Source organism: Escherichia sp. WS1451, from assembly GCF_046487365.1.
Classification (GTDB): domain Bacteria; phylum Pseudomonadota; class Gammaproteobacteria; order Enterobacterales; family Enterobacteriaceae; genus Escherichia; species Escherichia coli.
In genome coordinates this window covers 135,015-161,801 of record NZ_JBJQJP010000004.1, presented here as the reverse complement: position 1 = coordinate 161,801, position 26,787 = coordinate 135,015, and the positions used below count along the sequence as shown (strand labels likewise).

The 26,787-nt window shown below is 52.7% G+C and carries 25 protein-coding genes and 1 pseudogene; 13 read left to right on the top strand and 13 right to left on the bottom strand.

The window, feature by feature from the left end; translation table 11 throughout:
* Positions 1-62: 62 nt before the first annotated feature.
* The 5 genes and pseudogenes from glpA to ACJHX7_RS07805 form a co-directional block, all read left to right on the top strand.
* Entirely contained in the window at positions 63-1,691 is a 1,629-nt protein-coding gene (gene glpA, locus ACJHX7_RS07825; protein WP_000857239.1) for an anaerobic glycerol-3-phosphate dehydrogenase subunit A, read from the top strand.
* On the top strand, positions 1,681-2,940 hold the full coding sequence (glpB, locus tag ACJHX7_RS07820) for a glycerol-3-phosphate dehydrogenase subunit GlpB (protein WP_001209880.1): 1,260 nt from the start codon (positions 1,681-1,683) through the stop codon (positions 2,938-2,940). Before glpA ends, glpB begins: the two co-directional genes overlap by 11 nt.
* Positions 2,937-4,127: an anaerobic glycerol-3-phosphate dehydrogenase subunit GlpC gene (gene glpC / locus ACJHX7_RS07815; RefSeq protein WP_001000377.1), complete on the top strand. Its 1,191-nt coding sequence runs from the start codon at positions 2,937-2,939 to the stop codon at positions 4,125-4,127. Before glpB ends, glpC begins: the two co-directional genes overlap by 4 nt.
* A gap of 192 nt (positions 4,128-4,319) precedes the next feature.
* A complete protein-coding gene (locus ACJHX7_RS07810) occupies positions 4,320-5,279 on the top strand; it encodes an ISNCY family transposase (protein WP_000140535.1) in 960 nt (319 codons plus the stop codon).
* Positions 5,280-5,477, top strand: a pseudogene (locus tag ACJHX7_RS07805) (hypothetical protein); the annotation flags it as partial.
* Between the two features lie 40 nt (positions 5,478-5,517).
* Here ACJHX7_RS07805 and yfaU read toward each other — a convergent pair.
* From yfaU to ACJHX7_RS07775, 6 genes are all read right to left on the bottom strand, one after another.
* Positions 5,518-6,321: a 2-keto-3-deoxy-L-rhamnonate aldolase gene (gene yfaU / locus ACJHX7_RS07800; protein WP_000992957.1), complete on the bottom strand. Its 804-nt coding sequence runs from the start codon at positions 6,319-6,321 to the stop codon at positions 5,518-5,520.
* A 17-nt stretch (positions 6,322-6,338) separates the two neighbouring features.
* Positions 6,339-7,628, bottom strand: a complete 1,290-nt coding sequence (locus tag ACJHX7_RS07795; protein ID WP_012311861.1) for an MFS transporter — start codon at positions 7,626-7,628, stop codon at positions 6,339-6,341.
* A 56-nt stretch (positions 7,629-7,684) separates the two neighbouring features.
* Positions 7,685-8,890: an L-rhamnonate dehydratase gene (gene rhmD, locus ACJHX7_RS07790; RefSeq protein ID WP_094029722.1), complete on the bottom strand. Its 1,206-nt coding sequence runs from the start codon at positions 8,888-8,890 to the stop codon at positions 7,685-7,687.
* A 14-nt stretch (positions 8,891-8,904) separates the two neighbouring features.
* Positions 8,905-9,687: an IclR family transcriptional regulator gene (locus ACJHX7_RS07785; RefSeq protein ID WP_000894183.1), complete on the bottom strand. Its 783-nt coding sequence runs from the start codon at positions 9,685-9,687 to the stop codon at positions 8,905-8,907.
* 219 nt (positions 9,688-9,906) lie between these two features.
* Positions 9,907-11,109 carry a nicotinamide mononucleotide deamidase-related protein YfaY gene (locus tag ACJHX7_RS07780; protein ID WP_094029692.1) on the bottom strand — a complete coding sequence of 401 codons (1,203 nt, stop codon included), beginning with the start codon at positions 11,107-11,109 and terminating at the stop codon, positions 9,907-9,909.
* Positions 11,110-11,208: 99 nt separating this feature from the next.
* The gene (locus ACJHX7_RS07775; RefSeq protein WP_000717009.1) at positions 11,209-11,751 is read right to left on the bottom strand and encodes a YfaZ family outer membrane protein; all 543 of its coding nucleotides are present in this window, start codon (positions 11,749-11,751) and stop codon (positions 11,209-11,211) included.
* A gap of 277 nt (positions 11,752-12,028) precedes the next feature.
* Between ACJHX7_RS07775 and nudI the strand changes: the two genes are divergently transcribed.
* Positions 12,029-12,454 carry a nucleoside triphosphatase NudI gene (gene nudI / locus ACJHX7_RS07770; protein ID WP_094029691.1) on the top strand — a complete coding sequence of 142 codons (426 nt, stop codon included), beginning with the start codon at positions 12,029-12,031 and terminating at the stop codon, positions 12,452-12,454.
* A gap of 38 nt (positions 12,455-12,492) precedes the next feature.
* Here nudI and ais read toward each other — a convergent pair whose 3' ends face one another.
* The gene (gene ais / locus ACJHX7_RS07765) at positions 12,493-13,095 is read right to left on the bottom strand and encodes a lipopolysaccharide core heptose(II)-phosphate phosphatase Ais (protein ID WP_094029690.1); all 603 of its coding nucleotides are present in this window, start codon (positions 13,093-13,095) and stop codon (positions 12,493-12,495) included.
* A 307-nt stretch (positions 13,096-13,402) separates the two neighbouring features.
* Between ais and arnB the strand changes: the two genes are divergently transcribed.
* Genes arnB through arnF form a run of 7 tightly spaced genes read left to right on the top strand, consistent with a single transcriptional unit; the run spans position 13,403 to position 20,753 of the window.
* A complete protein-coding gene (gene arnB, locus ACJHX7_RS07760) occupies positions 13,403-14,542 on the top strand; it encodes a UDP-4-amino-4-deoxy-L-arabinose aminotransferase (protein WP_023908921.1) in 1,140 nt (379 codons plus the stop codon).
* Positions 14,543-14,545: 3 nt separating this feature from the next.
* Complete coding sequence (arnC, locus tag ACJHX7_RS07755; RefSeq protein WP_000461641.1) at positions 14,546-15,514, top strand: undecaprenyl-phosphate 4-deoxy-4-formamido-L-arabinose transferase; 969 nt, start codon at positions 14,546-14,548, stop codon at positions 15,512-15,514.
* Positions 15,514-17,496 (top strand): bifunctional UDP-4-amino-4-deoxy-L-arabinose formyltransferase/UDP-glucuronic acid oxidase ArnA, encoded by a 1,983-nt coding sequence (gene arnA, locus ACJHX7_RS07750; RefSeq protein WP_094029689.1) that lies wholly within the window; start codon positions 15,514-15,516, stop codon positions 17,494-17,496. Before arnC ends, arnA begins: the two co-directional genes overlap by 1 nt.
* On the top strand, positions 17,493-18,383 hold the full coding sequence (arnD, locus tag ACJHX7_RS07745; protein WP_094029688.1) for a 4-deoxy-4-formamido-L-arabinose-phosphoundecaprenol deformylase: 891 nt from the start codon (positions 17,493-17,495) through the stop codon (positions 18,381-18,383). Before arnA ends, arnD begins: the two co-directional genes overlap by 4 nt.
* Entirely contained in the window at positions 18,383-20,035 is a 1,653-nt protein-coding gene (gene arnT / locus ACJHX7_RS07740) for a lipid IV(A) 4-amino-4-deoxy-L-arabinosyltransferase (protein WP_000844025.1), read from the top strand. The genes arnD and arnT overlap by 1 nt, the downstream gene beginning before the upstream one ends.
* A complete protein-coding gene (arnE, locus tag ACJHX7_RS07735) occupies positions 20,032-20,367 on the top strand; it encodes a 4-amino-4-deoxy-L-arabinose-phosphoundecaprenol flippase subunit ArnE (protein ID WP_000638031.1) in 336 nt (111 codons plus the stop codon). Before arnT ends, arnE begins: the two co-directional genes overlap by 4 nt.
* Positions 20,367-20,753 (top strand): 4-amino-4-deoxy-L-arabinose-phosphoundecaprenol flippase subunit ArnF, encoded by a 387-nt coding sequence (arnF, locus tag ACJHX7_RS07730; RefSeq protein ID WP_000523864.1) that lies wholly within the window; start codon positions 20,367-20,369, stop codon positions 20,751-20,753. The genes arnE and arnF overlap by 1 nt, the downstream gene beginning before the upstream one ends.
* Here arnF and pmrD read toward each other — a convergent pair.
* From pmrD to menD, 6 genes are all read right to left on the bottom strand, one after another.
* Positions 20,747-21,013 (bottom strand): signal transduction protein PmrD, encoded by a 267-nt coding sequence (gene pmrD, locus ACJHX7_RS07725; RefSeq protein WP_022645912.1) that lies wholly within the window; start codon positions 21,011-21,013, stop codon positions 20,747-20,749. The genes arnF and pmrD overlap by 7 nt on opposite strands.
* A gap of 109 nt (positions 21,014-21,122) precedes the next feature.
* Positions 21,123-22,478 (bottom strand): o-succinylbenzoate--CoA ligase, encoded by a 1,356-nt coding sequence (gene menE / locus ACJHX7_RS07720; protein WP_094029687.1) that lies wholly within the window; start codon positions 22,476-22,478, stop codon positions 21,123-21,125.
* Positions 22,475-23,437: an o-succinylbenzoate synthase gene (menC, locus tag ACJHX7_RS07715; RefSeq protein WP_032171646.1), complete on the bottom strand. Its 963-nt coding sequence runs from the start codon at positions 23,435-23,437 to the stop codon at positions 22,475-22,477. The genes menE and menC overlap by 4 nt, the downstream gene beginning before the upstream one ends.
* Positions 23,437-24,294, bottom strand: a complete 858-nt coding sequence (gene menB, locus ACJHX7_RS07710; protein ID WP_000639989.1) for a 1,4-dihydroxy-2-naphthoyl-CoA synthase — start codon at positions 24,292-24,294, stop codon at positions 23,437-23,439. The genes menC and menB overlap by 1 nt, the downstream gene beginning before the upstream one ends.
* A 14-nt stretch (positions 24,295-24,308) precedes the next feature.
* The gene (menH, locus tag ACJHX7_RS07705; protein WP_094029686.1) at positions 24,309-25,067 is read right to left on the bottom strand and encodes a 2-succinyl-6-hydroxy-2,4-cyclohexadiene-1-carboxylate synthase; all 759 of its coding nucleotides are present in this window, start codon (positions 25,065-25,067) and stop codon (positions 24,309-24,311) included.
* The gene (menD, locus tag ACJHX7_RS07700) at positions 25,064-26,734 is read right to left on the bottom strand and encodes a 2-succinyl-5-enolpyruvyl-6-hydroxy-3-cyclohexene-1-carboxylic-acid synthase (RefSeq protein ID WP_094029685.1); all 1,671 of its coding nucleotides are present in this window, start codon (positions 26,732-26,734) and stop codon (positions 25,064-25,066) included. The genes menH and menD overlap by 4 nt, the downstream gene beginning before the upstream one ends.
* Positions 26,735-26,787 lie beyond the last annotated feature (53 nt).

Here is a 26,787-nt window from a genome sequence, read left to right as displayed (position 1 = left end):
ATCAAACAATTCATGTTTTTACTATGGCTAAATGGTAAAAAACGAACTTCAGAGGGATAACAATGAAAACTCGCGACTCGCAATCAAGTGACGTGATTATCATTGGCGGCGGCGCAACGGGAGCCGGGATTGCCCGCGACTGTGCCCTGCGCGGGCTGCGCGTGATTTTGGTAGAGCGCCACGACATCGCAACCGGTGCCACCGGGCGTAACCACGGCCTGCTACACAGCGGTGCGCGCTATGCGGTAACCGATGCGGAATCGGCCCGCGAATGTATTAGTGAAAACCAGATCCTGAAACGCATTGCGCGTCACTGCGTTGAACCGACCAACGGCCTGTTTATCACCCTGCCGGAAGATGACCTCTCCTTCCAGGCCACTTTTATCCGCGCCTGCGAAGAAGCAGGGATCAGCGCAGAAGCTATAGACCCGCAGCAAGCGCGCATTATCGAACCTGCCGTTAACCCGGCACTGATTGGCGCGGTGAAAGTTCCGGATGGCACCGTTGATCCATTTCGTCTGACCGCAGCAAATATGCTTGATGCCAAAGAACACGGTGCCGTTATCCTTACCGCTCATGAAGTCACGGGGCTGATTCGTGAAGGCGCGACGGTGTGCGGCGTTCATGTACGTAACCACCTCACCGGCGAAACCCAGGCACTTCATGCGCCTGTCGTGGTTAATGCCGCCGGGATCTGGGGGCAACATATTGCGGAATATGCCGATCTGCGCATTCGCATGTTCCCGGCGAAAGGGTCGCTGCTGATTATGGATCACCGCATTAATCAGCATGTGATCAACCGCTGCCGTAAACCTTCTGACGCCGATATTCTGGTGCCTGGCGATACCATTTCGCTAATTGGCACCACCTCTTTACGTATTGATTACAACGAGATTGACGATAATCGAGTGACGGCAGAAGAAGTTGATATTCTGCTGCGTGAAGGGGAAAAACTGGCCCCCGTGATGGCGAAAACGCGCATTTTGCGAGCCTACTCTGGCGTACGCCCGCTGGTTGCCAGCGATGACGATCCGAGCGGACGTAACGTCAGCCGTGGCATCGTGCTGCTCGACCATGCTGAACGCGATGGTCTGGACGGGTTTATCACCATCACCGGTGGCAAACTGATGACCTACCGCCTGATGGCGGAATGGGCTACTGACGCGGTGTGTCGCAAGCTGGGCAACACGCGCCCCTGTACCACTGCCGACACGCCGTTGCCTGGCTCACAGGAACCGGCAGAAGTCACGCTGCGCAAAGTGATCTCCCTGCCCGCTCCGCTGCGCGGTTCCGCAGTTTACCGGCACGGCGATCGCACACCAGCCTGGCTGAGCGAAGGCCGCCTGCACCGCAGCCTGGTATGTGAGTGCGAAGCGGTAACTGCGGGTGAAGTGCAGTACGCAGTAGAAAATTTAAACGTTAACAGCCTGCTGGATTTACGCCGTCGTACCCGTGTAGGGATGGGTACCTGCCAGGGCGAACTCTGCGCCTGCCGGGCTGCCGGACTGCTGCAACGTTTTAACGTCACGACGTCCGCGCAATCTATCGAGCAACTTTCCACCTTCCTTAACGAACGCTGGAAAGGCGTGCAACCCATAGCATGGGGAGACGCACTGCGCGAAAGCGAATTTACCCGCTGGGTTTATCAGGGACTGTGTGGTCTGGAGAAGGAGCAGAAAGATGCGCTTTGATACTGTCATTATGGGCGGCGGCCTCGCCGGATTACTCTGTGGCCTGCAACTGCAAAAACACGACCTGCGCTGTGCCATTGTCACTCGTGGTCAAAGCGCGCTGCATTTCTCATCTGGATCGCTGGATTTGCTGAGCCATCTGCCGGATGGTCAACCGGTGACAGACATTCACAGTGGACTGGAATCTTTGCGTCAGCAGGCACCTGCCCATCCTTACACTCTTCTCGGGCCACAACGCGTACTCGATCTCGCTTGCCAGGCGCAGGCATTAATCGCTGAAAGCGGTGCACAATTGCAGGGCAGCGTAGAACTGGCTCACCAGCGGGTTACGCCACTCGGCACTCTGCGCTCAACCTGGCTAAGTGCGCCAGAAGTCCCCGTCTGGCCGCTGCCCGCGAAGAAAATATGTGTAGTAGGAATTAGCGGTCTGATGGATTTTCAGGCGCATCTTGCGGCGGCTTCGTTGCGCGAACTCGACCTTGCCGTTGAAACCGCTGAAATTGAACTGCCGGAACTGGATGTCCTGCGCAACAACGCCACCGAGTTTCGCGCGGTGAATATCGCCCGTTTCCTTGATAATGAAGAAAACTGGCCGCTGTTACTTGATGCGCTTATTCCTGTCGCCAATACCTGCGAAATGATCCTGATGCCCGCCTGCTTCGGCCTGGCCGATGACAAACTGTGGCATTGGTTGAATGAAAAACTACCTTGTTCACTGATGCTTTTGCCAACGCTGCCGCCTTCCGTGCTGGGCATTCGTCTGCAAAACCAGTTACAGCGCCAGTTTGTGCGCCAGGGTGGCGTGTGGATGCCAGGCGATGAAGTGAAAAAAGTGACCTGTAAAAATGGCGTAGTAAATGAAATCTGGACGCGCAATCACGCCGATATCCCGCTGCGTCCACGCTTTGCCGTGCTCGCCAGCGGCAGTTTCTTTAGCGGCGGACTGGTGGCGGAACGTGATGGCATTCGAGAGCCGATTCTCGGCCTTGATGTGCTACAAACCGCCACGCGGGGTGAATGGTATAAGGGCGATTTTTTTGCGCCGCAACCGTGGCAGCAGTTCGGTGTAACCACTGATGAGGCACTACGCCCGTCGCAGGCAGGGCAAACCATTGAGAACCTGTTTGCCATCGGTTCGGTGCTGGGCGGATTTGATCCCATCGCCCAGGGATGCGGCGGCGGTGTTTGTGCCGTCAGTGCTTTACATGCCGCTCAACAGATTGCCCAACGCGCAGGAGGCCAACAATGAACGACACCAGCTTCGAAAACTGCATTAAGTGCACCGTCTGCACCACCGCCTGCCCGGTGAGCCGGGTGAATCCGGGATATCCGGGGCCAAAACAAGCCGGGCCGGATGGCGAGCGTCTGCGTTTGAAAGATGGCGCACTGTATGACGAGGCGCTGAAATATTGCATCAACTGCAAACGTTGCGAAGTCGCCTGCCCGTCCGATGTGAAGATTGGCGATATCATCCAGCGCGCCCGGGCGAAATATGACACCACACGCCCGTCGCTGCGCAATTTTGTGTTGAGTCATACCGACCTGATGGGTAGCGTTTCCACGCCATTCGCACCAATCGTCAATACCGCTACCTCGCTGAAACCAGTGCGGCAGCTGCTTGATGCGGCGTTAAAAATCGATCATCGCCGCACGCTACCGAAATACTCCTTCGGTACGTTCCGTCGCTGGTATCGCAGCGTGGCGGCCCAGCAGGCACAATATAAAGACCAGGTGGCTTTCTTTCACGGCTGCTTCGTTAACTACAACCATCCGCAGTTAGGCAAAGATTTAATTAAAGTGCTCAACGCAATGGGTACCGGTGTACAACTGCTCAGCAAAGAAAAATGCTGCGGCGTACCGCTGATCGCCAACGGCTTTACCGATAAAGCACGTAAACAGGCAATCACAAATGTAGAGTCGATCCGCGAAGCAGTGGGAGTAAAAGGCATTCCGGTGATTGCTACCTCCTCGACCTGTACGTTTGCTCTGCGCGACGAGTACCCGGAAGTGCTGAATGTCGACAACAAAGGCTTGCGCGATCACATCGAACTGGCGACCCGCTGGCTGTGGCGCAAGCTGGACGAAGGCAAAACGTTACCGCTGAAACCGCTGCCGCTAAAAGTGGTTTATCACACTCCGTGCCATATGGAAAAAATGGGCTGGACGCTCTACACCCTGGAGCTGTTGCGTAAAATCCCGGGGCTTGAGTTAACGGTGCTGGATTCCCAGTGCTGCGGTATTGCGGGTACTTACGGTTTCAAAAAAGAGAACTACCCCACCTCACAAGCCATCGGCGCACCACTGTTCCGCCAGATAGAAGAAAGCGGCGCAGATCTGGTGGTCACCGACTGCGAAACCTGTAAATGGCAGATTGAGATGTCGACAAGCCTTCGCTGCGAACATCCGATTACGCTGCTGGCCCAGGCGCTGGCTTAAACTCCTTTCTGATGCCCGGTAAGCATGTTGTTACCGGGCATTTTTGCGTACACGATTCCGTGCCCAATGTATACGTTGCAACGCAGTGAAAATTCCTCTGAAAACGTCTCGCAAAGGCTGAAACTGGCAGATGTCAAAGGCCCGGGATAACCGTAATGTCGCGTCATCATAAATATCAGGTGACGGACAACCATGACCGAATCAACAACCTCCTCCCCGCATGATGCGGTATTTAAAACCTTTATGTTCTCGCCCGATACGGCGCGAGATTTTCTGGAAATACATCTACCAGAGCCGCTGCGCAAGCTTTGCAACCTGCAAACCTTACGCCTGGAACCCACCAGCTTTATTGAAAAAAGTTTACGCGCTTACTACTCGGATGTTTTGTGGTCTGTGGAAACCAGCGAGGGTGACGGTTATATCTACTGCGTGATTGAACATCAAAGCTCTGCAGAAAAGAATATGGCTTTTCGGCTAATGCGCTATGCCACTGCCGCCATGCAGCGTCACCTGGACAAAGGCTATGACAGAGTCCCGCTGGTGGTACCATTGCTGTTTTATCATGGCGAAACCTCGCCCTACCCGTACTCACTCAACTGGCTGGATGAGTTTGACGATCCGCAACTTGCCCGGCAGTTGTACACCGAAGCTTTTCCGTTGGTGGATATCACCATCGTACCTGACGATGAGATCATGCAACATCGGCGTATAGCTCTGCTGGAACTGATTCAAAAGCATATTCGCGACCGCGATTTAATCGGTATGGTCGACAGGATCACCACGCTTTTGGTTAGAGGCTTCACTAATGACAGCCAGCTACAAACGCTGTTTAATTATCTGCTGCAATGCGGCGATACCTCCCGTTTCACCCGTTTTATTGAGGAGATTGCCGAACGTTCACCACTACAAAAGGAGAGATTAATGACTATTGCTGAACGGCTGCGGCAGGAAGGGCATCAAATTGGCTGGCAGGAGGGTAAGATTGAAGGTTGGCAGGAGGGGAAGTTGGAGGGTTTGCAGAAAGGCAAAGTAGAAGGTATGCATGAACAAGCCATTAAAATTGCCTTGCGCATGCTGGAACAGGGCTTTGAACGTGAGATTGTGCTGGCGACAACCCAACTCACTGATGCTGATATTCCGAACTGTTATTAAAAGGAGAGATTAATGACTATTGCTGAACGGCTACGGCAGGAAGGACACCAAATTGGCTGGCAGGAGGGTAAATTAGAAGGCATGCATGAACAAGCCATTAAAATTGCCTTGCGCATGCTGGAACAGGGCATTGATCGTGACCAGGTGCTCGCGGCCACTCAGCTAAGCGAAGCCGATCTGGCAGCGAATAACCACTAATTAACACAGGCCCACAGCCGATCCCCATGGGCCTTTGATATCAATAACTACCTTTTACGCGTGGCCCATTTTTGCCTGATTTAAACATCGCCAGTCGTTGATCCAGGGCATCGCTGTAGAGCATCGTGTCAACGCCAACAGCGACAAAGTTCGCTCCCCACGCCAGGCATTGCTGCGCCATATCAGGAGCCACAGCCAGAAAACCAGCAGCTTTACCCGCAGCACGGATCCGCCGAATGCTGGTTTCAATAATTCGCTGCACTTCCGGGTGCCCGGCGTTATCCGGGTAGCCCAACGAGGCAGAAAGATCCGCAGGTCCAATAAACACGCCATCAATTCCTTCGACGCCGAGGATTTCGTCCAGGTTATCCAGTGCCGTCTTACTTTCCACCTGCACCAACAGACAAAGCGAATCGTTGACGTGCGCCATGTAATTCTCAATGCGTCCCCAGCGAGCAGCCCGTGCCACACTGGCCCCAACACCACGCTCACCGTAGGGAGGATAGCGCGTGGCAGACACCACCTGACGTGCCTGATCGGCAGTATCGACCATCGGGATCAGTAGAGTTTGCGCGCCAATATCCAGGACTTGTTTAATCAGCGACTTACTGGCTTCCACCGGACGGATCACGGGTTGGCTGGCATAGGGCGCTACCGCCTGTAGCTGGTGATAAAGATCCTGAATGGTGTTTGGCGCGTGCTCCCCGTCAATCAGCAACCAGTCATAACCGGAGGTGGCGGCAATTTCTGCCATATAAGAAGTAGTCGAGCTTAACCACAGACCAATTTGCACTTCGCCCTTGCGTAAACGTTCTTTAAAGGGATTGCTTAATAATGCGTTCATCGTGTTCCTTAACCTATTTAATGATGTGCCACGTCGGTCTGCGCAACAGTGCGATTTACACGCAGAGTGAAAATAATCAGCGAACCGATGACCGCCACCGCTGCCAGCGTCAGTAATCCCGCCGCATCGCTGGAAAATAACGTTTCTGCTTTCACGCGCAGGATCGGGGCAATAAACCCGCCCACTGCACCAAACAGGTTTACAAAACCAATCCCCGCAGCCAGCGCCGTACCGGAAAGCAGTTGTGTCGGCATCGTCCAGAACACCGGCTGCACGGCAATAAACCCGATGGCTGCAACACACAGCGCTACGATCGCCAGTACTGGAGAAAGCAGCCCGGACAGACCAATACCAATGCCCGCCGCCAGTAATGTCAGCGCTGCGACATTACGCCGTTCGCCGGTTTTATCGGAATAGCGCGGAATAAGCCAGGTTCCAAACAAGGCCGCAACCCACGGAATGGCGGTGACCACCGACGCCGTAAAGCCCACTTTTGTCCCCAGCAATGCAGCAACCTGGGTCGGCAGGAAGAAAATTAATCCGTAAACCGCTACCTGAATGGTCAGGTAGATAATCGCCAGTTGCCAGACTCGCCCATTACGCAGCGCATCGCTCAGTCGGGAAGTCACTTTCTGTTGTTCTTCACTTGCCAGTTGGTTGATAAGCAACGTTTTTTCTTCTTTACTCAGAAAACGTGCCTGCTCCGGTGTGTCATCAAGCCAAAAGAATGTGAATACCCCAGCGCCGACTGCCAACAATCCTTCAATAACAAACATCCAGAACCAGCCGGGATGCCCCATAAATCCATGCATCTCCAGCAGCGCGCCAGAAAGCGGTGATCCCAGTGTTAACGCCAGCGGTGCGCCCATATAGAACAGCCCCATAATGCTGGCGCGATTACGCTGCGGAAACCATTGCGAGGTGAGATAAATCATACCAGGGAAAAACCCAGCCTCCGCAGCACCAAGCAGAGTGCGAACGATCAGAAATTTCGCTTCAGTATCGGCCCATGCCATGGCTGCCGAAAGAAATCCCCACAGCAGTGTTGTCGTACCAATCCAGGTTCTTGCCCCCAGTTTGCGCATCAAAAGATTCGCCGGAACCCCCAGAAACGCGTATACCACAAAGAAAATGCCTGCTCCCAGCGCATAAGCTTCATTACTCAGCCCGGTATCAATCTGGTAGGTCTGTTTGGCAAAACCGATATTCGAACGGTCGAGAAACGCCAGCACATACAGCGCCAACATAAACGGAATTAAACGCGCGCGGTTTTTCTTCACCACGGCGTCAAGCAAAGCGGTGCTCATAAAAAGCTCCTTAGAATATGTGGGCGTTACCGTTGTCACAGCAACGCCCGGAGTGATTAGTGGCTGTAGGGGCGTTTCAAATTGCAGTCACGATTGAGTTCGACGCCGAAACCGGGTTTATCAAGCACTGATTTATGAATACGACCATTCACCGGAAACGGCTCATTAAGCAGAATCGGATCAAATTGCGGACGCATCGTTGAACAATCCGGGCTGGTCATCAGGAATTCACTGAATGGCGTATTGGTGAAGGTGATCACCGCATGGTGGGAGTAAACAGACGAACCGTGCGGCACCACCAGTTGCCCCCTGGATTTGGCGATTGCGGCAATTTCCACCAGCGTGGTTAAGCCACCGCACCAGCCAACATCCGGCTGCATAATGTCGATACCGGTTTCTGAAAGCGTACGGAAAGATTGCAATGTGCCGTGGTGCTCACCGCTGGTGACCATCATCCCCGCTGGTGCGTTGCGTTTCAGTTCGCGATAACCTTCATACTGCTGTGGCGGCAGGCACTCTTCGATCCATTTCAGGTTATAGGGCGCGCAAGCGTGGGCCAGTTTGGTGGCATAGTTCACGTCCTGACTCATCCAGCAGTCGAGCATTAACCAGAAATCCTCACCGCATTTTTCACGCATATCCGCGACCATAGCGGCATCTTTGCGGATCCCCGCATCGCCATCATGTGGCCCCCAGTGCGTCGGCATTTTGCCACCGATAAAGCCCATCTCTTTTGCCAGATCCGGACGCGCACCTGTGGCGTAGAACTGAATCTCATCACGAACTGCGCCGCCTAAAAGTTTATAAACCGGAAGCCCGACCACTTTGCCGAACAGATCCCACAGAGCCAGATCGACACAGGAAATCGTATTCATCACCAGGCCACCAGAGCCGGAGTAATACAGGGTGGCATTGAGCATTTGATCGTGGATCAGTTTGATATCACTGACACATTTACCCTCAATGAAACGGTTAAGGTGTTTTTCGACAATAAAACAGCCCATTTCACCGGCTGTCGAAACGGCGAATCCGGTCTGGCCGTTTTCTGCTTCGACTTCAACAATCAACGTGCCAAGAACGTTAATGCCAAATGACTGGCGTGACTGCTCATAATCGCGGTATTTACTCATCGGGGTGGCAATATGATCGTCAATCCAGTGATTCGCCCCCTGGTCGTGATAATCACCGCCGCCAGCGCCTTTTTCTGCTGTCGCACCGCCAGTAAACCAGGCGCGAACCTGTTTGATTTTTGGTAGGGTCATGCTGTTCTCCATTGTTATGAGGCCTGTAAGTCAAAGGGACTTTTCCATCCCAACAGACGTGAAATATCCCTGGCGCAGGCAATGGCCTTGCCCGCCAGATAATCACGGTATTCTTCATTGATTTGTAAGCGGGTACCGACCACCGAGATCGCAGCGGTAAGCTCGTTATTGGCGTTAAAAACCGGCGCAGCGACACAACGGACATCGGCGTAATCTTCGCCGTTGTCATAGCTCCAGCCCTGACGGCGAATACGCGCCAGTTCTTCGTGAAGTTGCTGTGGATGAGTAATCGTTGTGGGTGTCGCCTGCTCCCAGATCAGCCCTTCGATAATACTTTGCTGTACAGCGGCTGGTTGCCAGGCAAGAAGGCATTTCCCGATGCCAGAGCGATAAAGCGAAAGGCTTTTCCCTTCATGGGAACGCACGCTGATGGTGGCTGAAGACTCCACTTTCAGAATGTAATAAGCACTACCGTTATCGATGATCCCAAGGTGGCATAACAGCCCGGTGGTATCCATCAGTTGCGTCAGGCGTGGTCGCGCCAGCTCCCTAAGATCCATCTTGCTTAACGCATGACCGGAAAGCTCCACCAGCCTGGTCCACAAACAAAAATTTTCCTGGTGATCAAGGCTAAGAAAACGCTGACGCCTGAGTTCATTAAGCAGCAAATAGGCCGTGCTTTTAGGGATCCCCAATGTGTCAATGATCGTCGCAGCACTACAGGGGCCAATGCGGGCAATCAAATTGAGAATATCAATAGCCCGTGTCAGGGCGGGAACTTTGCTTGATTCCAACATACTGGACTCCAGTCTTAGATACTGGAATCAGTCTCGTTGCTCAGGGGGAGTAAAATTGTGAAGCGCATCAAATCCCGCACCTCGTCCAGCGGACTGGAGAAATTACGCACAAATTTGTGAATCAGCGCACGGATTTTTTCTTATTGAGTACAACAGGTTGGACAAATTTTGCCGGAGGGGGAATGTGCCGGTGCAGTAAACCGGCACAGAGTGGCGGAATCAGACAGATAAGGTCATGGACTCAACAACCTCAATCCAGCCATGCTCACTGGCGATGTCCTGGCCGTTTAACCAACGGCGCAGCATATTCAGTGCCATCATTGCGCACACTTCCTGACGGATAGCCAGGCTGTAGCGTGTAGTGCTGAAACGCACACGCAGAGCGAAAGTGCCGTCTGGCGTGGCTAGCGCAAAGTTGAGATGCTCGTTCTCGAAACCCGAAACAGCCAGTGCCAGCCCGGCAAAATGGTTGGCACGCCGTTCTGTAATCCAGTGCGCAGTTTGCGCCAGGGTTTCTTCCTGTGAAGGAACTACTTCACACGCCAGCAATGGAGCACCTGCGCGAGAAAGTTGCAAAGCCAATAAACCACCGGTGAATTGCTCGCTCAACGTCAGGCTGAACTGGCGGCTCTGCAATTCGCGACTGATCTGCGCGGGCAGTCCTTCGGTGCCTTCGAAAATCACGCTCTGTCCGGCAACACGTTTAACGTCCAGCCACAGTTTTTCCATCGCCTGTTCCTCGCTTGCCGGTCCGGTGAGTTTCAGTTCGATAATCGGCATAGAAGAGCGATAGCCCATTGTTACGCCCGGCGGCAATTGTAGAGTGTCCAGGCTTTGTGCCAGATCGCTTTCCGAACGACCAAAGGTAGTCAAACGCAGGCAAACCGGCGGCTGCGGTAAAGAAAAACGCTCGCGCAGGCGCGGCAGGATTTCGTGCTCGACCATCACCTTAAATTCTGACGGTACGCCGGGAGTAAAGAACATCAGGCAACGATTAAGCTGCACGGCAAAACCACAGGCGGTGCCTACCGGGTTATTGATAAATTCAGCACTGGCAGGTAGCTCCGCTTGTTTACGGTTGCTCGGTGCCATTACTCGTCCACGTTCGTGGAAATAGCGTTCCATCTCTTTGAGCCAGGCTTCATGCAACACCAGGCCTTCACCTTTTGCTGTCGCAGCGGCGAGTGCGCTTAAATCATCACTGGTCGGCCCCAGCCCGCCGTTAACGATCAGCACATCGGCGTGCTGACTCCGTTCGCGAAGAATGGTGACTAAGTCATCAAGGTTATCCCCCACCGTATTGCGGCGAGATAATGGCAACCCCTGGTGAAAGAAAAAATCGGCCAGCCAGGCAGCGTTAGTGTCAACGATTTGCCCGTGTAACACTTCATCCCCGGTGGATAACATTTCCACTTTTAACATGGTTATCTCCTGCTTTTGTTATCGAATCACTATAACGCAAAGGGAGATAAGGCGTAGTAAGAAACTGAATGGCGCGGCAGAATGCCGCGCCGGAAGGGATCAGAAACTGGCGTTAACCCCCACATACGGGCCGTCAGCCACGGCGTTGTCGCGGTTACCGTCTTTACCAGAAAGGTTCAGGTAGCGATAGCCCGCCTCAATACTGACTGGACGCATAATGGTGTAACGCGCGCCCGCATTCGCTTCCTCATAACTTTGAATACCGCTGGAGAGCGAATCCGGGGAGTAATAATACTCGCCAAACAGACGGAAACTGTTGCCAATTTTCCACTGCAAACCACCTCCTACCGCTGCGGCATAACCTTCATCGCCGTAATTCGGGTTGGTGTAAACGCCTTTTCCGCCAACGGTCGCCATTAACGGCCCGAGAGGCAGATTCAACCCCAGCCCCACGCCCGCGACGTCACCGTCGTCGTCGTTATGTGTCCAGTTACCGCTTAACGCCAGGCCCGTCGATTCAGTCCCAAAACCGACACCAATATTGGTGTATTCTTTACCCGCCTGACCGCTGATGCTCATTGCATTGACCGATGCAGAAACCAACAGCATTCCGGCCAGACCTGCTAGCGCAATTTTTTTCATATCCCCTTTCCCACAAGCAATTAATCAAAATTCCCAAAGCTGCGGGATTGTACTGCCTGGCACAGAGGATTCAATGAGCGAAAAAAGGGATCTAGTCACTTATTGTAACTAAATACTTCTTAAATAATTAAACGCCGAAAAAATAAACACACTTTATCGATACACACAAAAATAATAATAAGTACAGTTATCATCGCAAAAGAGATTACTGTCACTTTCACATATTTCTGAGTTACCGTATTCTCATGGTTTCTTTTTATTTATAAGGAATACCCCTGTGCGACAACGGACTATTGTATGCCCTTTGATTCAAAATGATGGTGCTTATTTGCTGTGTAAAATGGCCGACGATCGCGGCGTTTTCCCCGGTCAATGGGCGCTTTCGGGTGGCGGCGTAGAGCCTGGCGAACGAATTGAAGAGGCACTACGCCGCGAAATTCGCGAAGAACTGGGAGAACAGCTGCTTTTGACAGAAATCACGCCGTGGACCTTCAGCGATGATATTCGCACCAAGACGTATGCAGATGGTCGCAAGGAAGAGATTTATATGATTTACCTGATTTTTGACTGCGTTTCTGCCAACCGAGAAGTGAAAATAAACGAAGAGTTTCAGGACTACGCGTGGGTAAAACCTGAAGATCTAGTGCATTATGATTTGAATGCCGCCACCCGAAAAACGTTACGTTTGAAAGGTCTTCTGTAACAATGATGACAGCCATTACTGGCTGTCAGATTGAAAATTTAGTGGTTAACGAATTCCCCATCCAGATAAACTTTGCCTTTTTCCACATGCATGACTAAACCATCCAGATAATCGGGTTTAAATGTCGCATCACGCTTATCTTTAGCAATATATGTCAGGCAATGATTATGGGTAAAAATAACGATATTTTTATCAGGTGCTTTGCTTTGTAAGTCCTTAATTGCACTATAAATCTCATTACCGCATTGAAGAAGTCGTTTATCTACCGTCAGCTTTTTACCCGCTGAAAACCAGGTCGCCGACTGAATGGTCCGGACGGTATTACTGGAATAGAGATCGAAATCAGGGATATCAGCACTAAAAGCGTTGCCCAGTTCTCGGGCATCCTGGGTACCTTTGACCGTAATACCTGTTTTATCTGACAAGCATTGATTGGTTGAACGATCGCAACGTTCAGCATGGCGAAACAAAACGACAACCGGGTGCTGCTGTGCCAGTCTGGCCAGCGTTTTATTGTCGATACGTAGCAAACCATTGCTACTCCAGGCGGCATGAGTACCCAGTCCGGCAATTGCAGCGAGCGCCAGTAAAATGATGAAATATTTTTTTGACTTCAACGAAGATCGGCAAAAAGCTAACACGTAAACTCCACCTATAGACAAGCGCAACCAGACAATTACCGTGAAATTGAGCGACATTTCTGGCGATAATTAGCAGTTGGTGTAATATTAAAAATCCTGCGATGCTGGCAAAATGCCTCAAAATTTTGCCAAATGCAAAGCCTAAATAAGAAAAAATATAAAAATTTCAATATTTACGTCTAATATTAGTTTCTTAAGGTTAAGTTAATATTCTATCCTTAAAATTTTGCTCCAAATGGCAAAATATACACAACACTCTTTATAGCAAATATAAGTGGACAGGTATTCAATGGCGGAAGGAAAAGCAATGTCAGAATTTTTGCCTTTTTCGCGACCAGCAATGGGCGTGGAGGAACTCGCTGCAGTTAAAGAGGTTCTCGAATCCGGTTGGATCACAACCGGTCCGAAGAATCAGGCGCTTGAACAAGCCTTTTGCCAGTTGACGGGAAATCAGCATGCCATCGCGGTCAGTTCAGCCACCGCCGGAATGCATATCACGCTAATGGCGTTGGAAATTGGCAAGGGCGATGAAGTGATTACGCCTTCCCTGACCTGGGTTTCAACCCTCAATATGATCTCCTTGTTGGGTGCAACGCCGGTAATGGTGGATGTCGACCGCGATACGCTGATGGTCACGCCTGAAGCGATCGAGTCAGCCATTACGCCACGCACTAAAGCCATCATTCCGGTGCATTATGCCGGTGCGCCAGCAGATATTGACGCCATTCGCGCCATTGGCGAACGTTACGGCATCGCAGTTATCGAAGATGCTGCCCATGCCGTCGGTACGTATTACAAAGGGCGACATATTGGCGCAAAAGGTACCGCTATTTTTTCATTTCATGCCATTAAAAATATTACCTGTGCTGAAGGTGGCCTGATTGTAACTGATAATGAAAACCTTGCCCGCCAGCTACGGATGCTGAAATTTCACGGTCTGGGTGTCGATGCCTATGACAGACAAACCTGGGGCCGTGCACCGCAAGCTGAAGTCTTAACACCGGGCTATAAGTACAATCTGACCGATATTAACGCCGCGATTGCCCTGACACAGTTAGCAAAATTAGAGCACCTCAACACCCGTCGGCGCGAAATTGTCCAGCAATATCAGCAAGCACTGGCAGCTCTCCCCTTTCAGCCATTAAGCCTTCCCGCCTGGCCGCACGTTCACGCCTGGCATCTGTTTATTATTCGTGTCGATGAACAACGTTGTGGTATCAGTCGCGATGCGTTGATGGAAGCGTTAAAAGAAAGAGGTATTGGTACCGGGTTACATTTCCGCGCCGCTCACACACAAAAATATTATCGCGAGCGTTTTCCCACGCTGTCGTTACCGAATACCGAATGGAATAGCGAACGCATCTGTTCGTTGCCGCTGTTCCCGGATATGACCACCGCCGATGCCGACCGCGTCATCACAGCCCTTCAGCAACTCGCAGGACAATAAGCCATGTTTGAAATCCACCCTGTTAAGAAAGTCTCGGTGGTTATTCCCGTTTATAACGAGCAGGAAAGCTTACCGGAATTAATCAGGCGCACCACAAAAGCCTGTGAATCACTGGGGAAAGAGTATGAGATCCTGCTGATTGATGACGGCAGTAGCGATAATTCCGCGCATATGCTGGTCGAAGCCTCACAAGCAGAGGGCAGCCACATCGTGTCTATTTTGCTTAATCGTAATTACGGACAGCATTCGGCGATCATGGCAGGTTTCAGCCACGTTACCGGCGACTTAATTATTACCCTCGATGCCGATCTCCAGAATCCGCCAGAGGAGATCCCCCGCCTGGTGGCAAAAGCCGATGAAGGCTACGACGTGGTAGGGACTGTACGCCAGAACCGCCAGGACAGCTGGTTTCGTAAAACGGCATCGAAGATGATTAACCGGCTTATTCAGCGCACCACCGGCAAAGCAATGGGTGACTACGGTTGTATGCTGCGCGCCTATCGCCGTCATATTGTCGATGCGATGTTGCACTGCCATGAACGCAGTACCTTTATCCCGATTCTGGCAAATATCTTCGCCCGCCGTGCCATTGAAATTCCAGTGCATCATGCCGAGCGTGAGTTTGGTGAATCCAAATACAGTTTTATGCGCCTGATTAATTTGATGTACGACCTGGTGACCTGCCTTACCACTACGCCGCTACGTATGCTGAGTCTGCTTGGCAGCATTATTGCGATTGGCGGTTTTAGCATTGCGGTGCTGCTGGTGATTTTACGCCTGACCTTCGGACCACAATGGGCGGCAGAAGGCGTCTTTATGCTATTTGCCGTGCTGTTTACTTTTATTGGCGCTCAGTTTATCGGCATGGGATTGCTCGGTGAATATATCGGCAGGATCTACACCGATGTCCGCGCCCGCCCCCGCTATTTTGTTCAGCAAGTTATCCGTCCATCCAGCAAGGAAAATGAATAATGAAAACCGTCGTTTTTGCCTACCACGATATGGGATGCCTCGGTATTGAAGCCCTGCTGGATGCCGGTTACGAAATTAGCGCTATTTTTACTCATACTGATAATCCCGGTGAAAAAGCCTTTTATGGTTCGGTAGCTCGTCTGGCGGCGGAAAGAGGCATTCCGGTTTATGCGCCAGATAACGTTAATCATCCGCTGTGGGTGGAACGCATTGCCCAACTATCACCTGATGTGATTTTTTCTTTTTATTATCGCCATCTTATTTGCGACGAAATTTTGCAGCTCGCTCCCGCAGGTGCATTTAATCTGCATGGTTCGCTGTTACCCAAATATCGTGGTCGCGCGCCGCTGAACTGGGTGCTGGTGAACGGTGAAACGGAAACTGGCGTGACATTGCACCGAATGGTGAAACGTGCCGATGCTGGGGCCATTGTAGCCCAACTGCGCATTGCCATTGCGCCAGACGATATCGCCATTACGCTGCATCATAAATTGTGCCATGCCGCGCGCCAGCTACTGGAACAGACATTACCCGCCATTAAACACGGTAATATTCTGGAAATCGCCCAGCGCGAAAACGAAGCCACCTGTTTTGGTCGCAGAACACCGGAAGACAGTTTCCTCGAATGGCATAAACCGGCATCCGTGCTGCACAACATGGTGCGTGCCGTTGCCGATCCGTGGCCGGGTGCCTTCAGCTATGTTGGTAATCAGAAATTTACCGTCTGGTCGTCACGCGTGCATTCTCATGCGCCCGCAGCACAACCGGGGAGCGTGATTTCTGTTGCGCCACTGCTGATTGCCTGTGGCGATGGCGCGCTGGAAATCGTCACTGGACAGGCGGGCGACGGCATTACTATGCAGGGCTCGCAATTAGCGCAGACGCTGGGCCTGGTGCAAGGTTCACGCTTGAATAGCCAGCCTGCCTGTGCCGCCCGACGCCGTACCCGGGTACTCATCCTCGGGGTGAATGGCTTTATTGGCAACCATCTGACAGAACGCCTGCTGCGCGAAGATCATTATGAAGTTTACGGTCTGGATATTGGCAGCGATGCGATAAGCCGTTTTCTGAATCATCCGCATTTTCACTTTGTCGAAGGCGATATCAGCATTCATTCCGAATGGATTGAGTATCACGTCAAAAAATGTGATGTCGTGTTGCCGCTGGTGGCGATAGCCACGCCGATTGAATATACCCGCAACCCGCTACGCGTATTTGAACTCGATTTTGAAGAGAATCTGCGCATTATCCGTTATTGCGTGAAGTACCGTAAGCGAATCATCTTCCCATCAACTTCAGAAGTTTATGGGATGTGTAGCGATAAATACTTCGATGAGGACCATTCTAATTTAATCGTCGGCCCGGTGAATAAACCACGCTGGATTTATTCGGTGTCTAAACAATTACTTGATCGAGTGATCTGGGCCTATGGCGAAAAAGAAGGTTTACAGTTCACCCTCTTCCGCCCGTTTAACTGGATGGGGCCACGACTGGATAACCTTAATGCAGCGCGAATTGGCAGCTCCCGCGCTATTACGCAACTCATTCTCAATCTGGTAGAAGGTTCACCGATTAAGCTGATTGATGGCGGAAAACAAAAACGCTGCTTTACTGATATTCGGGATGGTATCGAGGCGTTATACCGCATTATCGAAAATGCGGGAAATCGCTGCGATGGCGAAATTATCAACATTGGCAATCCTGAGAACGAAGCGAGCATTGAAGAACTGGGGGAGATGCTGCTGGCGAGCTTCGAAAAACATCCGCTGCGCCATTACTTCCCACCGTTTGCGGGCTTTCGTGTTGTCGAAAGTAGCAGCTACTACGGCAAAGGATATCAGGACGTAGAGCATCGTAAACCGAGCATCCGCAATGCCCGCCGCTGCCTGGACTGGGAACCGAAAATTGATATGCAGGAAACCATCGACGAAACGCTGGATTTCTTCCTGCGCACCGTTGATCTTACGGATAAACCATCATGACCAAAGTCGGCTTACGCATTGATGTCGATACCTTTCGTGGCACCCGTGAAGGCGTGCCGCGTCTGCTGGAAATCTTGAGTAAGCATAATATTCAGGCCAGCATTTTTTTCAGCGTCGGCCCGGACAATATGGGCCGCCATCTCTGGCGACTGGTGAAGCCACAGTTTTTGTGGAAGATGCTGCGCTCAAACGCGGCATCGCTTTATGGCTGGGATATTTTACTGGCAGGTACGGCCTGGCCAGGTAAAGAGATTGGTCATGCCAATGCCGATATCATTCGTGAAGCGGCTAAATACCACGAAGTCGGCCTGCACGCCTGGGATCACCATGCCTGGCAAGCCCATAGCGGTAACTGGGATCGGCAAACATTAGTCGACGATATTGCACGCGGCCTGCGCACTCTGGAAGAGATTATCGGTCAACCGGTAACCTGTTCTGCCGCTGCGGGCTGGCGTGCCGACCAGCAGGTGATCGAAGCAAAAGAAGCGTTCCATTTGCGCTACAACAGCGATTGTCGTGGGGTGATGCCGTTTCGTCCCTTGCTCGACTCAGGAAAACCCGGCACTGCGCAAATCCCGGTGACCTTACCCACCTGGGATGAAGTGATTGGTCGGGATGTGAAAGCAGAAGATTTTAACGGTTGGTTACTCAACCGCATCCAGCGAGATAAAGGCACGCCGGTTTACACCATTCATGCCGAAGTTGAAGGCTGCGCTTATCAGCATAATTTTGTGGATCTCCTCAAACGCGCAGCTCAGGAAGGCGTGACATTTTGCCCTTTAAGCGAACTGTTATCAGGGACGTTGCCGCTCGGACAAGTTGTTCGCGGAAATATTGCCGGACGTGAAGGCTGGCTGGGTTGCCAACAAATTGCGGGTAGTCGCTGATGAAATCGGTACGTTACCTTATCGGCCTCTTCGCGTTTATTGCCTGCTATTACCTGTTACCGATCAGCACGCGTCTGCTATGGCAACCCGATGAAACGCGTTATGCGGAAATCAGTCGGGAAATGCTGGCATCCGGCGACTGGATTGTGCCCCATCTGTTAGGGCTACGTTATTTCGAAAAACCCATTGCCGGATACTGGATTAACAGCATTGGGCAATGGCTATTTGGCGCGAATAACTTTGGTGTGCGGGCAGGCGTTATCTTTGCGACCCTGTTAACTGCCGCGCTGGTGACCTGGTTTACTCTGCGCTTATGGCGCGATAAACGTCTGGCACTACTCGCCGCTGTCATTTATCTCTCGCTGCTTATTGTCTACGCCATCGGCACTTACGCCGTGCTCGATCCGTTTATTGCATTCTGGCTGGTGTCGGGAATGTGTAGCTTCTGGTTGGCAATGGATGCGCAAACGTGGAAAGGTAAAAGCGCGGGATTTTTACTGCTGGGAATCACCTGCGGCATGGGGGTGATGACCAAAGGTTTTCTCGCCCTTGCCGTGCCGGTATTAAGCGTGCTTCCATGGGTTGCAACGCAAAAACGCTGGAAAGATCTCTTTATTTACGGCTGGCTGGCGGTTATCAGTTGCGTACTGACGGTTCTCCCCTGGGGACTGGCGATAGCGCAACGGGAGCCTGACTTCTGGCACTATTTTTTCTGGGTTGAGCATATTCAACGCTTTGCAATGGATGATGCTCAGCATAGAGCTCCGTTCTGGTACTACTTGCCGGTCATCATTGCCGGTAGCCTGCCGTGGCTGGGATTACTCCCCGGAGCACTGTACGCAGGCTGGAAAAACCGCAAGCATTCCGCAACCGTCTATTTGTTGAGCTGGACGATAATGCCGCTGCTGTTTTTCTCCGTCGCTAAAGGCAAATTGCCCACCTATATTCTTTCCTGCTTTGCACCTCTGGCAATGCTGATGGCGCATTACGCTTTGCTGGCAGCAAAAAATAATCCTCTGGCGCTGCGGATTAATGGCTGGATTAACATCGCTTTTGGTGTCACTGGCATTATTGCCACATTTGTGGTCTCCCCATGGGGACCAATGAACACGCCAGTGTGGCAAACCTTCGAGAGCTATAAAGTCTTTTGTGCCTGGTCGATTTTTTCGCTATGGGCATTTTTCGGCTGGTACACCTTAACAAACGTCGAAAAGACCTGGTCTTTTGCCGCGCTTTGCCCGCTGGGGCTGGCGTTGCTGGTAGGATTTTCAATTCCTGACAGAGTCATGGAAGGAAAACATCCGCAATTTTTTGTCGAGATGACACAAGAATCACTTCAGCCAAGCCGCTATATTCTTACTGATAGCGTCGGTGTTGCCGCAGGTCTGGCATGGAGCCTGCAACGCGATGACATCATCATGTATCGCCAGACAGGTGAGTTGAAGTACGGCCTTAATTATCCGGATGCGAAAGGGAGATTTGTCAGCGGTGATGAGTTCGCAAACTGGCTTAATCAACATCGTCAGGAGGGGATTATTACACTCGTACTTTCGGTTGACCGCGATGAAGATATCAACAGTCTCGCCATTCCGCCCGCAGATGCCATCGATCGTCAGGAGCGTCTGGTGCTGATTCAGTATCGTCCCAAATGATCTGGCTAACATTAGTCTTTGCCAGCTTGCTTAGCGTTGCCGGGCAGTTGTGTCAGAAACAGGCAACCTGCTTTGTGGCGATAAACAAACGGCGCAAACATATCGTGCTGTGGCTGGGACTGGCGCTGGCTTGTCTTGGTCTTGCCATGGTGCTCTGGCTGCTGGTCTTGCAGAACGTACCGGTAGGCATTGCCTACCCGATGTTAAGTCTGAATTTTGTCTGGGTGACGCTGGCTGCAGTAAAACTGTGGCACGAACCGGTATCGCCGCGTCACTGGTGTGGGGTGGCGTTCATTATTGGTGGCATTGTGATCCTCGGGAGTACCGTGTAATGGGCCTGATGTGGGGATTATTCAGCGTCATTATCGCCTCCGCTGCGCAATTAAGCCTGGGTTTTGCGGCGAGTCACCTGCCGCCGATGACGCACTTATGGGATTTTATCGCGGCGCTGTTAGCTTTTGGCCTGGATGCCCGGATACTGTTACTCGGGCTGCTGGGTTATCTGCTTTCCGTTTTTTGTTGGTATAAAACACTACATAAACTTGCACTAAGCAAAGCCTATGCCTTGCTCAGTATGAGTTATGTGCTGGTATGGATTGCTTCAATGGTACTTCCCGGCTGGGAAGGAACTTTTTCGCTGAAAGCACTACTGGGAGTAGCCTGTATTATGAGCGGGTTGATGCTGATTTTCCTGCCCACCACAAAACAACGTTACTGAGTTTTCCCAGCCGATTGACACTGCCGTTCCCACTCATCGGGGCTGTAGCTGCTTGCCGAGAGGACTTTCACCGTATGCAGCTTTTCACGATTAATACAATAAAGCGCATTCTGCAAAGGCGAGAGTAAATCCCCCACTTTCACGGCGAAGTCACTCTTCACTTCGGCAATCATTTTTATCGTGCCACCAGCATCACAAAGCTTAAGTACATGTCTGTTATCTTGTTTATCACAGCATGACTTTTTAACCAGCCATTCCATTGCACCACCCTGTTTGATAAGAATTTTCACATTAATTTACAGATTAACAGATAAACCTATTATCAACGGCAATGGAATGGCAAAATTGCGAAGTGAAACTAATGATTTCTTAATCCTGGCGTTGCACCCACTCTTTTAGCGCCCGACGTGAAATTTTAATACCGCCGTTTTTCAGTTCTGATGGTAACGTTAACCAACGCACCGGTTGCTGAAAACGAGCCAACTTGTCTTTCACCCATTCGTCAAGATCAACGGTTTGCTGGTCATACTCCACCACCGCTACCGGCCGATGACCAAACTCCTTGTCGGCAACGGGGACGATAAACACCTGCAAAACCGCAGGATGTGCAGCAATAACGCGCTCGACTTCTTCCGGCTGAATACCCTCACCGCCACTGAAGAATAGATTGTCTAAACGTCCGACAATGGTCAGCTTGCCATTATGCATCTCACCGCGATCGCGCGTGGCGTACCAGCCTTCGTCATTAACCAGTGGAACCCGTTGCCCGTTACGCCAGTAACCTTCTGCCATACTGGCAGCCCGCAGCCACACTTCATCATTAACGATTTTCACTTCCCGACCCGGCAGCGGCGAACCAACGTCCGCCAGGCCGTCGGCTTCTTTCGCACACACCGTGGAGGCAAACTCGGTCAGACCATAGCCGCAAAAGCAACGAATCCCCTGCTCGCGCGCCTGTTCCGTCAACTCGACCGGGATAGCCGCGCCGCCAAGTAAAACCGCTTTCAGGGAAACGGAACTACGGTTAACCAGCAAACGCCAGAGTTGTGTTGGCACCAGTGAAGCGTGAGTACAGCCTGCCAGCATTTGCTCCAGGGGCTGTTTATCACGTACCGTCATCCGCGCACCAGCGTATAACCAGCGCCACATAATTCCCTGACCGGAGACGTGAAACAGCGGTAAAGAGAGCAACCAGTCATCGTGCTCGCCAAACGGTATCAGCGATAACACACCTTGCGCACTGGCAAGATGGGCCTGATAAGTATGAACAGCGGCTTTCGGCAAACCGGTAGAGCCGGAGGTCAACGTCATTGAGCACAGACGCGTCGGCTGCCACGCAGCGGCATGTGCGCCTTCAACCAGCTGAATGTGCAGCGACGTTAACGCCGGAAACGTGTTTTCCCCTTCCGGCACCAGCGCAAATTGCAGCGTAAGATTGGGCAGCAATTCCTCAAGCAGCGGTTGCGGCAGCTGAGGGTTCACGGGCAACACCCGCGCCCCGCATTGCAGTAACGCCAGCCAGGCCAGCAGCGTTTGCGGCGTATTCCACGCCCGCAACATCACGCCGCTGCCCTCAACCACACCCTGCACCGCAAAGCTGGAGGCTAATTCATCGACGCGAGCACAAAGCTCGCGCCAGTTAAGTTGCTCGTCATTAAGACGTAAGGCGATGGCTTCTCCCCGCACTTGCCGCCAGTGACGCCACGGCCAGTCAGAGAAGATCATAACAGCCGCTCCAGTGCATCAACTTCCACTAACGGTAGCGGGCTACCCGGCCAGCGACGAACCTGCTGCGCCTGCATCAGATCCAGCGTGTCCAGCCCCGGAATGGTGTCTGGCGTTAACCAGGCGGCAATCCGCGCCAGTTGCGTTAAGCCTAAGCTCGACTCAATAGAAGAACTGATCACCGCCGTCAGCCCCAACGCGTGCGCCGCCTGCACCTGCTCGCGTACTTTATCCAGGCTGCCCGTGAGCGTGGGTTTGATAACTACCGCGCGCACACCTTTTTCCGCCACAAAGGCAAAATCCGGCTCACGCAGGCTTTCATCCCAGGCAATGGCAATGCCGGTTTCACGGGCAAACGCACGCGAATCATCGCGGGTTTTGCACGGCTCTTCGAGAAAAGCAATGCGGTGGCGATAATCCGGGTTAACGTATTTGGCAAACTGCTGGCCTTTCAGCGGTGTCCAGGCGCGATTCGCGTCAAGACGCAAATGCAGATCCGGAATTGCCTCCAGCAACAGATTCACCACCATGCCGTCGCGCACGGCTTCGTACAATCCCACTTTGACCTTCGCCACTTTCTCACCAGGCATATCGGCAAGTTTGAGGATCAGATCGTCAGGATCGCCATTACACAGTGGTGCCGCACGGTAATTGGCCGCCTGCGGGAGCGTATCTGCCAGCTCCGCCAATGCACAGCTTACGCCAAAGGCCACGGAAGGCATCTGCGGTAATTCGCAATCGCCTGCCAGCCAGTTATTTACCCAGGCAAGCAGCACGCTTTGCGCCTCTTCCCAGGTTTCCTGGCTGAAGCCCGGCAGTGGGGAGATCTCCCCCCACCCTTCGCGCTCGCCCTCACGCAGGCAAACGTACAGCCCGTCGCGGGTTTTTAACCGCCTGTCGCGCAGAACCACCCCCGCGTCCATGGGGATCTGCCAGCGGTATACCTGCGCGCTACGCATTACGGATTCCGTTTAAATTTGCTGAAGTCAGGCTGACGTTTCTGGTTGAAGGCGTTGCGACCTTCCTGACCTTCTTCCGTCATGTAGAACAGCATGGTGGCGTTGCCCGCCAGCTCCTGCAGACCTGCCTGACCGTCACAGTCGGCGTTCAGTGCAGCTTTCAGGCAGCGCAGCGCCATCGGGCTGTTTTGCAGCATTTCACGGCACCAGCGCACGGTTTCTTTTTCCAGATCCGCCAGCGGTACCACGGTGTTTACAAGGCCCATATCCAGCGCCTGTTTCGCGTCGTACTGACGGCACAGGAACCAGATTTCACGCGCTTTTTTCTGTCCGACGATGCGCGCCATGTAGGAAGCGCCCCAGCCGCCGTCGAAGGAACCGACTTTCGGGCCAGTCTGACCGAAGATGGCATTATCTGCCGCGATAGTCAGATCGCACATCATGTGCAGAACGTGACCGCCGCCGATGGAGTAGCCAGCCACCATCGCGACAACTGGTTTCGGACAGGTACGAATCTGACGCTGGAAGTCCAGCACGTTCAGGTGATGTACGCCGGAATCATCTTTATAGCCGCCGTAATCACCACGCACTTTCTGGTCACCACCGGAGCAGAACGCTTTATCGCCTGCGCCAGTCAGAATGATCACGCCGATGTTGTCGTCATAACGCGCATCTGCCAGTGCCTGGATCATCTCTTTTACCGTCAGAGGACGGAAGGCATTGCGCACCTGCGGACGATTAATGGTGATTTTTGCGATACCGTCGGCAGATTTTTCATAACGAATGTCCTCGAAACCTTCGGAGCAGTCGTGCCATTCAACCGGTGCGTAAAGCATTGCTTCATCAGGATAAATCATATTGTGTCCTTTAGTCAGAAACGCAAGATCTGCGCCAGACTTGCGATTACGCCAGCGGGATTTTCCCGATGCGCGTTATGTCCGGCGCGAGGAATGACATGGCATTCGGCAGCCAGTTCCGCCGCCAGGGCGCGGAATTTGCTGTCACGTTCACCACATAAATAATAAAACGCAAATGTGCGGGCGCTAAGGTTAGCACGTAAATCGGGCTGGACGGCGAGAGAAGTCGCCTCCAGCATGGCGGCAAGCGTTGCGCCATTATTGTTGCTGCGCAGCGCAACCAGCTCCCGGCGTTGTTCGTCATTGAGTGAGGCAAAAACAGGCTGTTGATACCAATCAGCAAATACCGCCGTTAACGGTTCTGTGCGAAAACGCTGCGCCCATTGGCGATCGGAACGCTGACGTTGCGTGCGTTGTTCAGCATTTTGCAACCCAGGATGCCCGCCTTCGACAACAACCCCACAAAGCCCCGCCAGCCCCTGGCAAGCCGCCATCATCGCCACCCGTCCGCCAAGCGAGTACCCCACCAGCCAGAAGTCAAGGATGTTGTAACTAACCAAGGTTTTACGCAGTAAGCCGGTGACATCATCAAATCCATCGACGCTAATCGCCGCCGAACCACCGTGACCTGGGAGATCAACATACAACCGTGAGTAGTCGACAAACGCCTCGCCCACTTCTTGCCATTCGTGGCAATCGCCGGAAAAACCGTGCAAAAACACCAGCCAGGGTAAACCTGGTTTACCGTGTTTTGCCTGCGCGTGCAGGATCATAAATGGCTTACCTGCGCCAGCAGTTGCTGGAGGGTTTGCGCACCATCGGTGTCGTTAACCACCATTTCAATTACCGTGGTGGTCGGCGTGCGCCAGGCGTCGGCAAGTGCCGTTTCAAGTTCCTGCCAGTTTTGGGGACGATGATATTTCAGCTCGAACATCGCGGCGGCGTGCTCAAAATGGACGTTTTGCGGCATCAGATAGAAACGCTCGCGCTCGTTTTTCGGCGTTGGCAACAGCGAGAAAATTTGCCCGCCGTTGTTGTTCACCACAATTAATACCAGCGGCGCGGAAACCTGACGTAATAACGCCAGCGCGTTGATATCGTAAAGAGCTGAGAGATCGCCCACAATCGCCAGCGTCGGTTTGCCACTGGCCCGCTGAACGCCTGCGGCGGTCGAGAGCAGCCCGTCGATACCGCTGGCACCACGGTTGCTGTATACCGGGTAACCTGCCGGAAGTTGCGAAAGCGCATCAATCAGACGTACCACCAGGCTGTTACCGACAAACAATTGCCCCTGTTCAGGCAGATAGTCGCTGATGCGATGCGCCAGTTGGGCTTCGCCAAACGCATCGCGACGGGCAATAACCGCCTGCATTGCCTGTTCCGCCAGGCGCGGAATTTCAACGCACCAGGGCTGGCGTTTTTCTGCCGGATGCTGCTCCAGCCAGTCGGCAATATTGGCAATTAAGCGACGTCCGCGATGGTGTGCCGGATCAAGTCGCCCTTCGATGTCATCAACAATCCAGTACTCTTCCGGTTCACAGCTTGCCTGCCATTGCAGGAGCCGTTTGCCCGTCAGGCTGCTTCCCAGTTGCACCACAATTTGTGCCTGTTGCAGTTCGCTGGTCGCTTTGGCATTGCCTAACCAGAGATCGGCACACGGCAGCGGCTGTCCGGTTTGCGACAGCACGTCGCCAATCAGCGGCCAGCCAAGAGTTTGCGCCCACAGTGCAACTTTTTTGCCCTCTTCCGCACTCATGCGCCCGGCAACCACCACGCCGCGCTTTTGTCGCCAGAAGAACCAGTCGCGCTGTTTTTCACTTTCCAGACGAGGCGCTTCACGCAGCCACGGCTTATCGTCCTGCCACCAGTCGCCCAGACGCTGTTGCCAGCTAAGCCCGGTGTCGTCCATTTCGCCATACAGCGGTTCGGCAAACGGACAGTTGATATGGACTCCACCAGCATGAAGCGTACCGAGAGCGTGGTCGATGGTAGAAACCAGCCAACGTGCGGGGATATCCTGGGTCGGGCGCGGCAATGAAATACTGTGCGTGGGGTGAGAGGCGAACATTCCCGGCTGACGAATCGCCTGATTCGCGCCGCAGTCAATGAGCTCCGGCGGGCGATCGGCGGTTAACAGGATCAGTTTTTCTCCGGTTAACCCAGCTTCAATCAGTGCAGGATAGAGATTTGCTACCGCCGTGCCGGAGGTCACAATCACCGCCACCGGCTGCTTGCTGACTTTCGCCAGCCCCAGCGCCAGATGCCCCAGTCCACGCTCATCGAAATGGGTGTGGTGAATGAATGCGGAATTCTCCGCCGCCGCTAACGTTAACGGTGTAGAACGCGAGCCAGGGGCGATACAGATGTGTCTGACGCCGTGACGCGTTAATGCTTCCAGAATGACCGCCGCCCAGCGTCGGTTAAATGCGCTTACTGACATGAGTTTGTCCGGTATCAATATTGCGGCTAAGTATAAGGAGCTACAAAAATAGA

What these genes read in the sequence shown, in the direction of transcription:
- ACJHX7_RS07810 (WP_000140535.1), top strand. Translation starts at nt 4,320, where the DNA reads ATGACCGAATCAACAACCTCCTCCCCGCATGATGCGGTATTTAAAACC.
- arnD (WP_094029688.1), top strand. Translation starts at nt 17,493, where the DNA reads ATGACCAAAGTCGGCTTACGCATTGATGTCGATACCTTTCGTGGCACC.
- menE (WP_094029687.1), bottom strand. Translation starts at nt 22,478, where the DNA reads ATGATCTTCTCTGACTGGCCGTGGCGTCACTGGCGGCAAGTGCGGGGA.
- rhmD (WP_094029722.1), bottom strand. Translation starts at nt 8,890, where the DNA reads ATGACCCTACCAAAAATCAAACAGGTTCGCGCCTGGTTTACTGGCGGT.
- glpC (WP_001000377.1), top strand. Translation starts at nt 2,937, where the DNA reads ATGAACGACACCAGCTTCGAAAACTGCATTAAGTGCACCGTCTGCACC.
- arnE (WP_000638031.1), top strand. Translation starts at nt 20,032, where the DNA reads ATGATCTGGCTAACATTAGTCTTTGCCAGCTTGCTTAGCGTTGCCGGG.
- arnA (WP_094029689.1), top strand. Translation starts at nt 15,514, where the DNA reads ATGAAAACCGTCGTTTTTGCCTACCACGATATGGGATGCCTCGGTATT.
- menC (WP_032171646.1), bottom strand. Translation starts at nt 23,437, where the DNA reads ATGCGTAGCGCGCAGGTATACCGCTGGCAGATCCCCATGGACGCGGGG.
- arnF (WP_000523864.1), top strand. Translation starts at nt 20,367, where the DNA reads ATGGGCCTGATGTGGGGATTATTCAGCGTCATTATCGCCTCCGCTGCG.
- ACJHX7_RS07775 (WP_000717009.1), bottom strand. Translation starts at nt 11,751, where the DNA reads ATGAAAAAAATTGCGCTAGCAGGTCTGGCCGGAATGCTGTTGGTTTCT.
- arnB (WP_023908921.1), top strand. Translation starts at nt 13,403, where the DNA reads ATGTCAGAATTTTTGCCTTTTTCGCGACCAGCAATGGGCGTGGAGGAA.
- glpA (WP_000857239.1), top strand. Translation starts at nt 63, where the DNA reads ATGAAAACTCGCGACTCGCAATCAAGTGACGTGATTATCATTGGCGGC.
- menB (WP_000639989.1), bottom strand. Translation starts at nt 24,294, where the DNA reads ATGATTTATCCTGATGAAGCAATGCTTTACGCACCGGTTGAATGGCAC.
- menH (WP_094029686.1), bottom strand. Translation starts at nt 25,067, where the DNA reads ATGATCCTGCACGCGCAGGCAAAACACGGTAAACCAGGTTTACCCTGG.
- ACJHX7_RS07785 (WP_000894183.1), bottom strand. Translation starts at nt 9,687, where the DNA reads ATGTTGGAATCAAGCAAAGTTCCCGCCCTGACACGGGCTATTGATATT.
- ACJHX7_RS07780 (WP_094029692.1), bottom strand. Translation starts at nt 11,109, where the DNA reads ATGTTAAAAGTGGAAATGTTATCCACCGGGGATGAAGTGTTACACGGG.
- yfaU (WP_000992957.1), bottom strand. Translation starts at nt 6,321, where the DNA reads ATGAACGCATTATTAAGCAATCCCTTTAAAGAACGTTTACGCAAGGGC.
- menD (WP_094029685.1), bottom strand. Translation starts at nt 26,734, where the DNA reads ATGTCAGTAAGCGCATTTAACCGACGCTGGGCGGCGGTCATTCTGGAA.
- arnT (WP_000844025.1), top strand. Translation starts at nt 18,383, where the DNA reads ATGAAATCGGTACGTTACCTTATCGGCCTCTTCGCGTTTATTGCCTGC.
- ACJHX7_RS07795 (WP_012311861.1), bottom strand. Translation starts at nt 7,628, where the DNA reads ATGAGCACCGCTTTGCTTGACGCCGTGGTGAAGAAAAACCGCGCGCGT.
- glpB (WP_001209880.1), top strand. Translation starts at nt 1,681, where the DNA reads ATGCGCTTTGATACTGTCATTATGGGCGGCGGCCTCGCCGGATTACTC.
- pmrD (WP_022645912.1), bottom strand. Translation starts at nt 21,013, where the DNA reads ATGGAATGGCTGGTTAAAAAGTCATGCTGTGATAAACAAGATAACAGA.
- arnC (WP_000461641.1), top strand. Translation starts at nt 14,546, where the DNA reads ATGTTTGAAATCCACCCTGTTAAGAAAGTCTCGGTGGTTATTCCCGTT.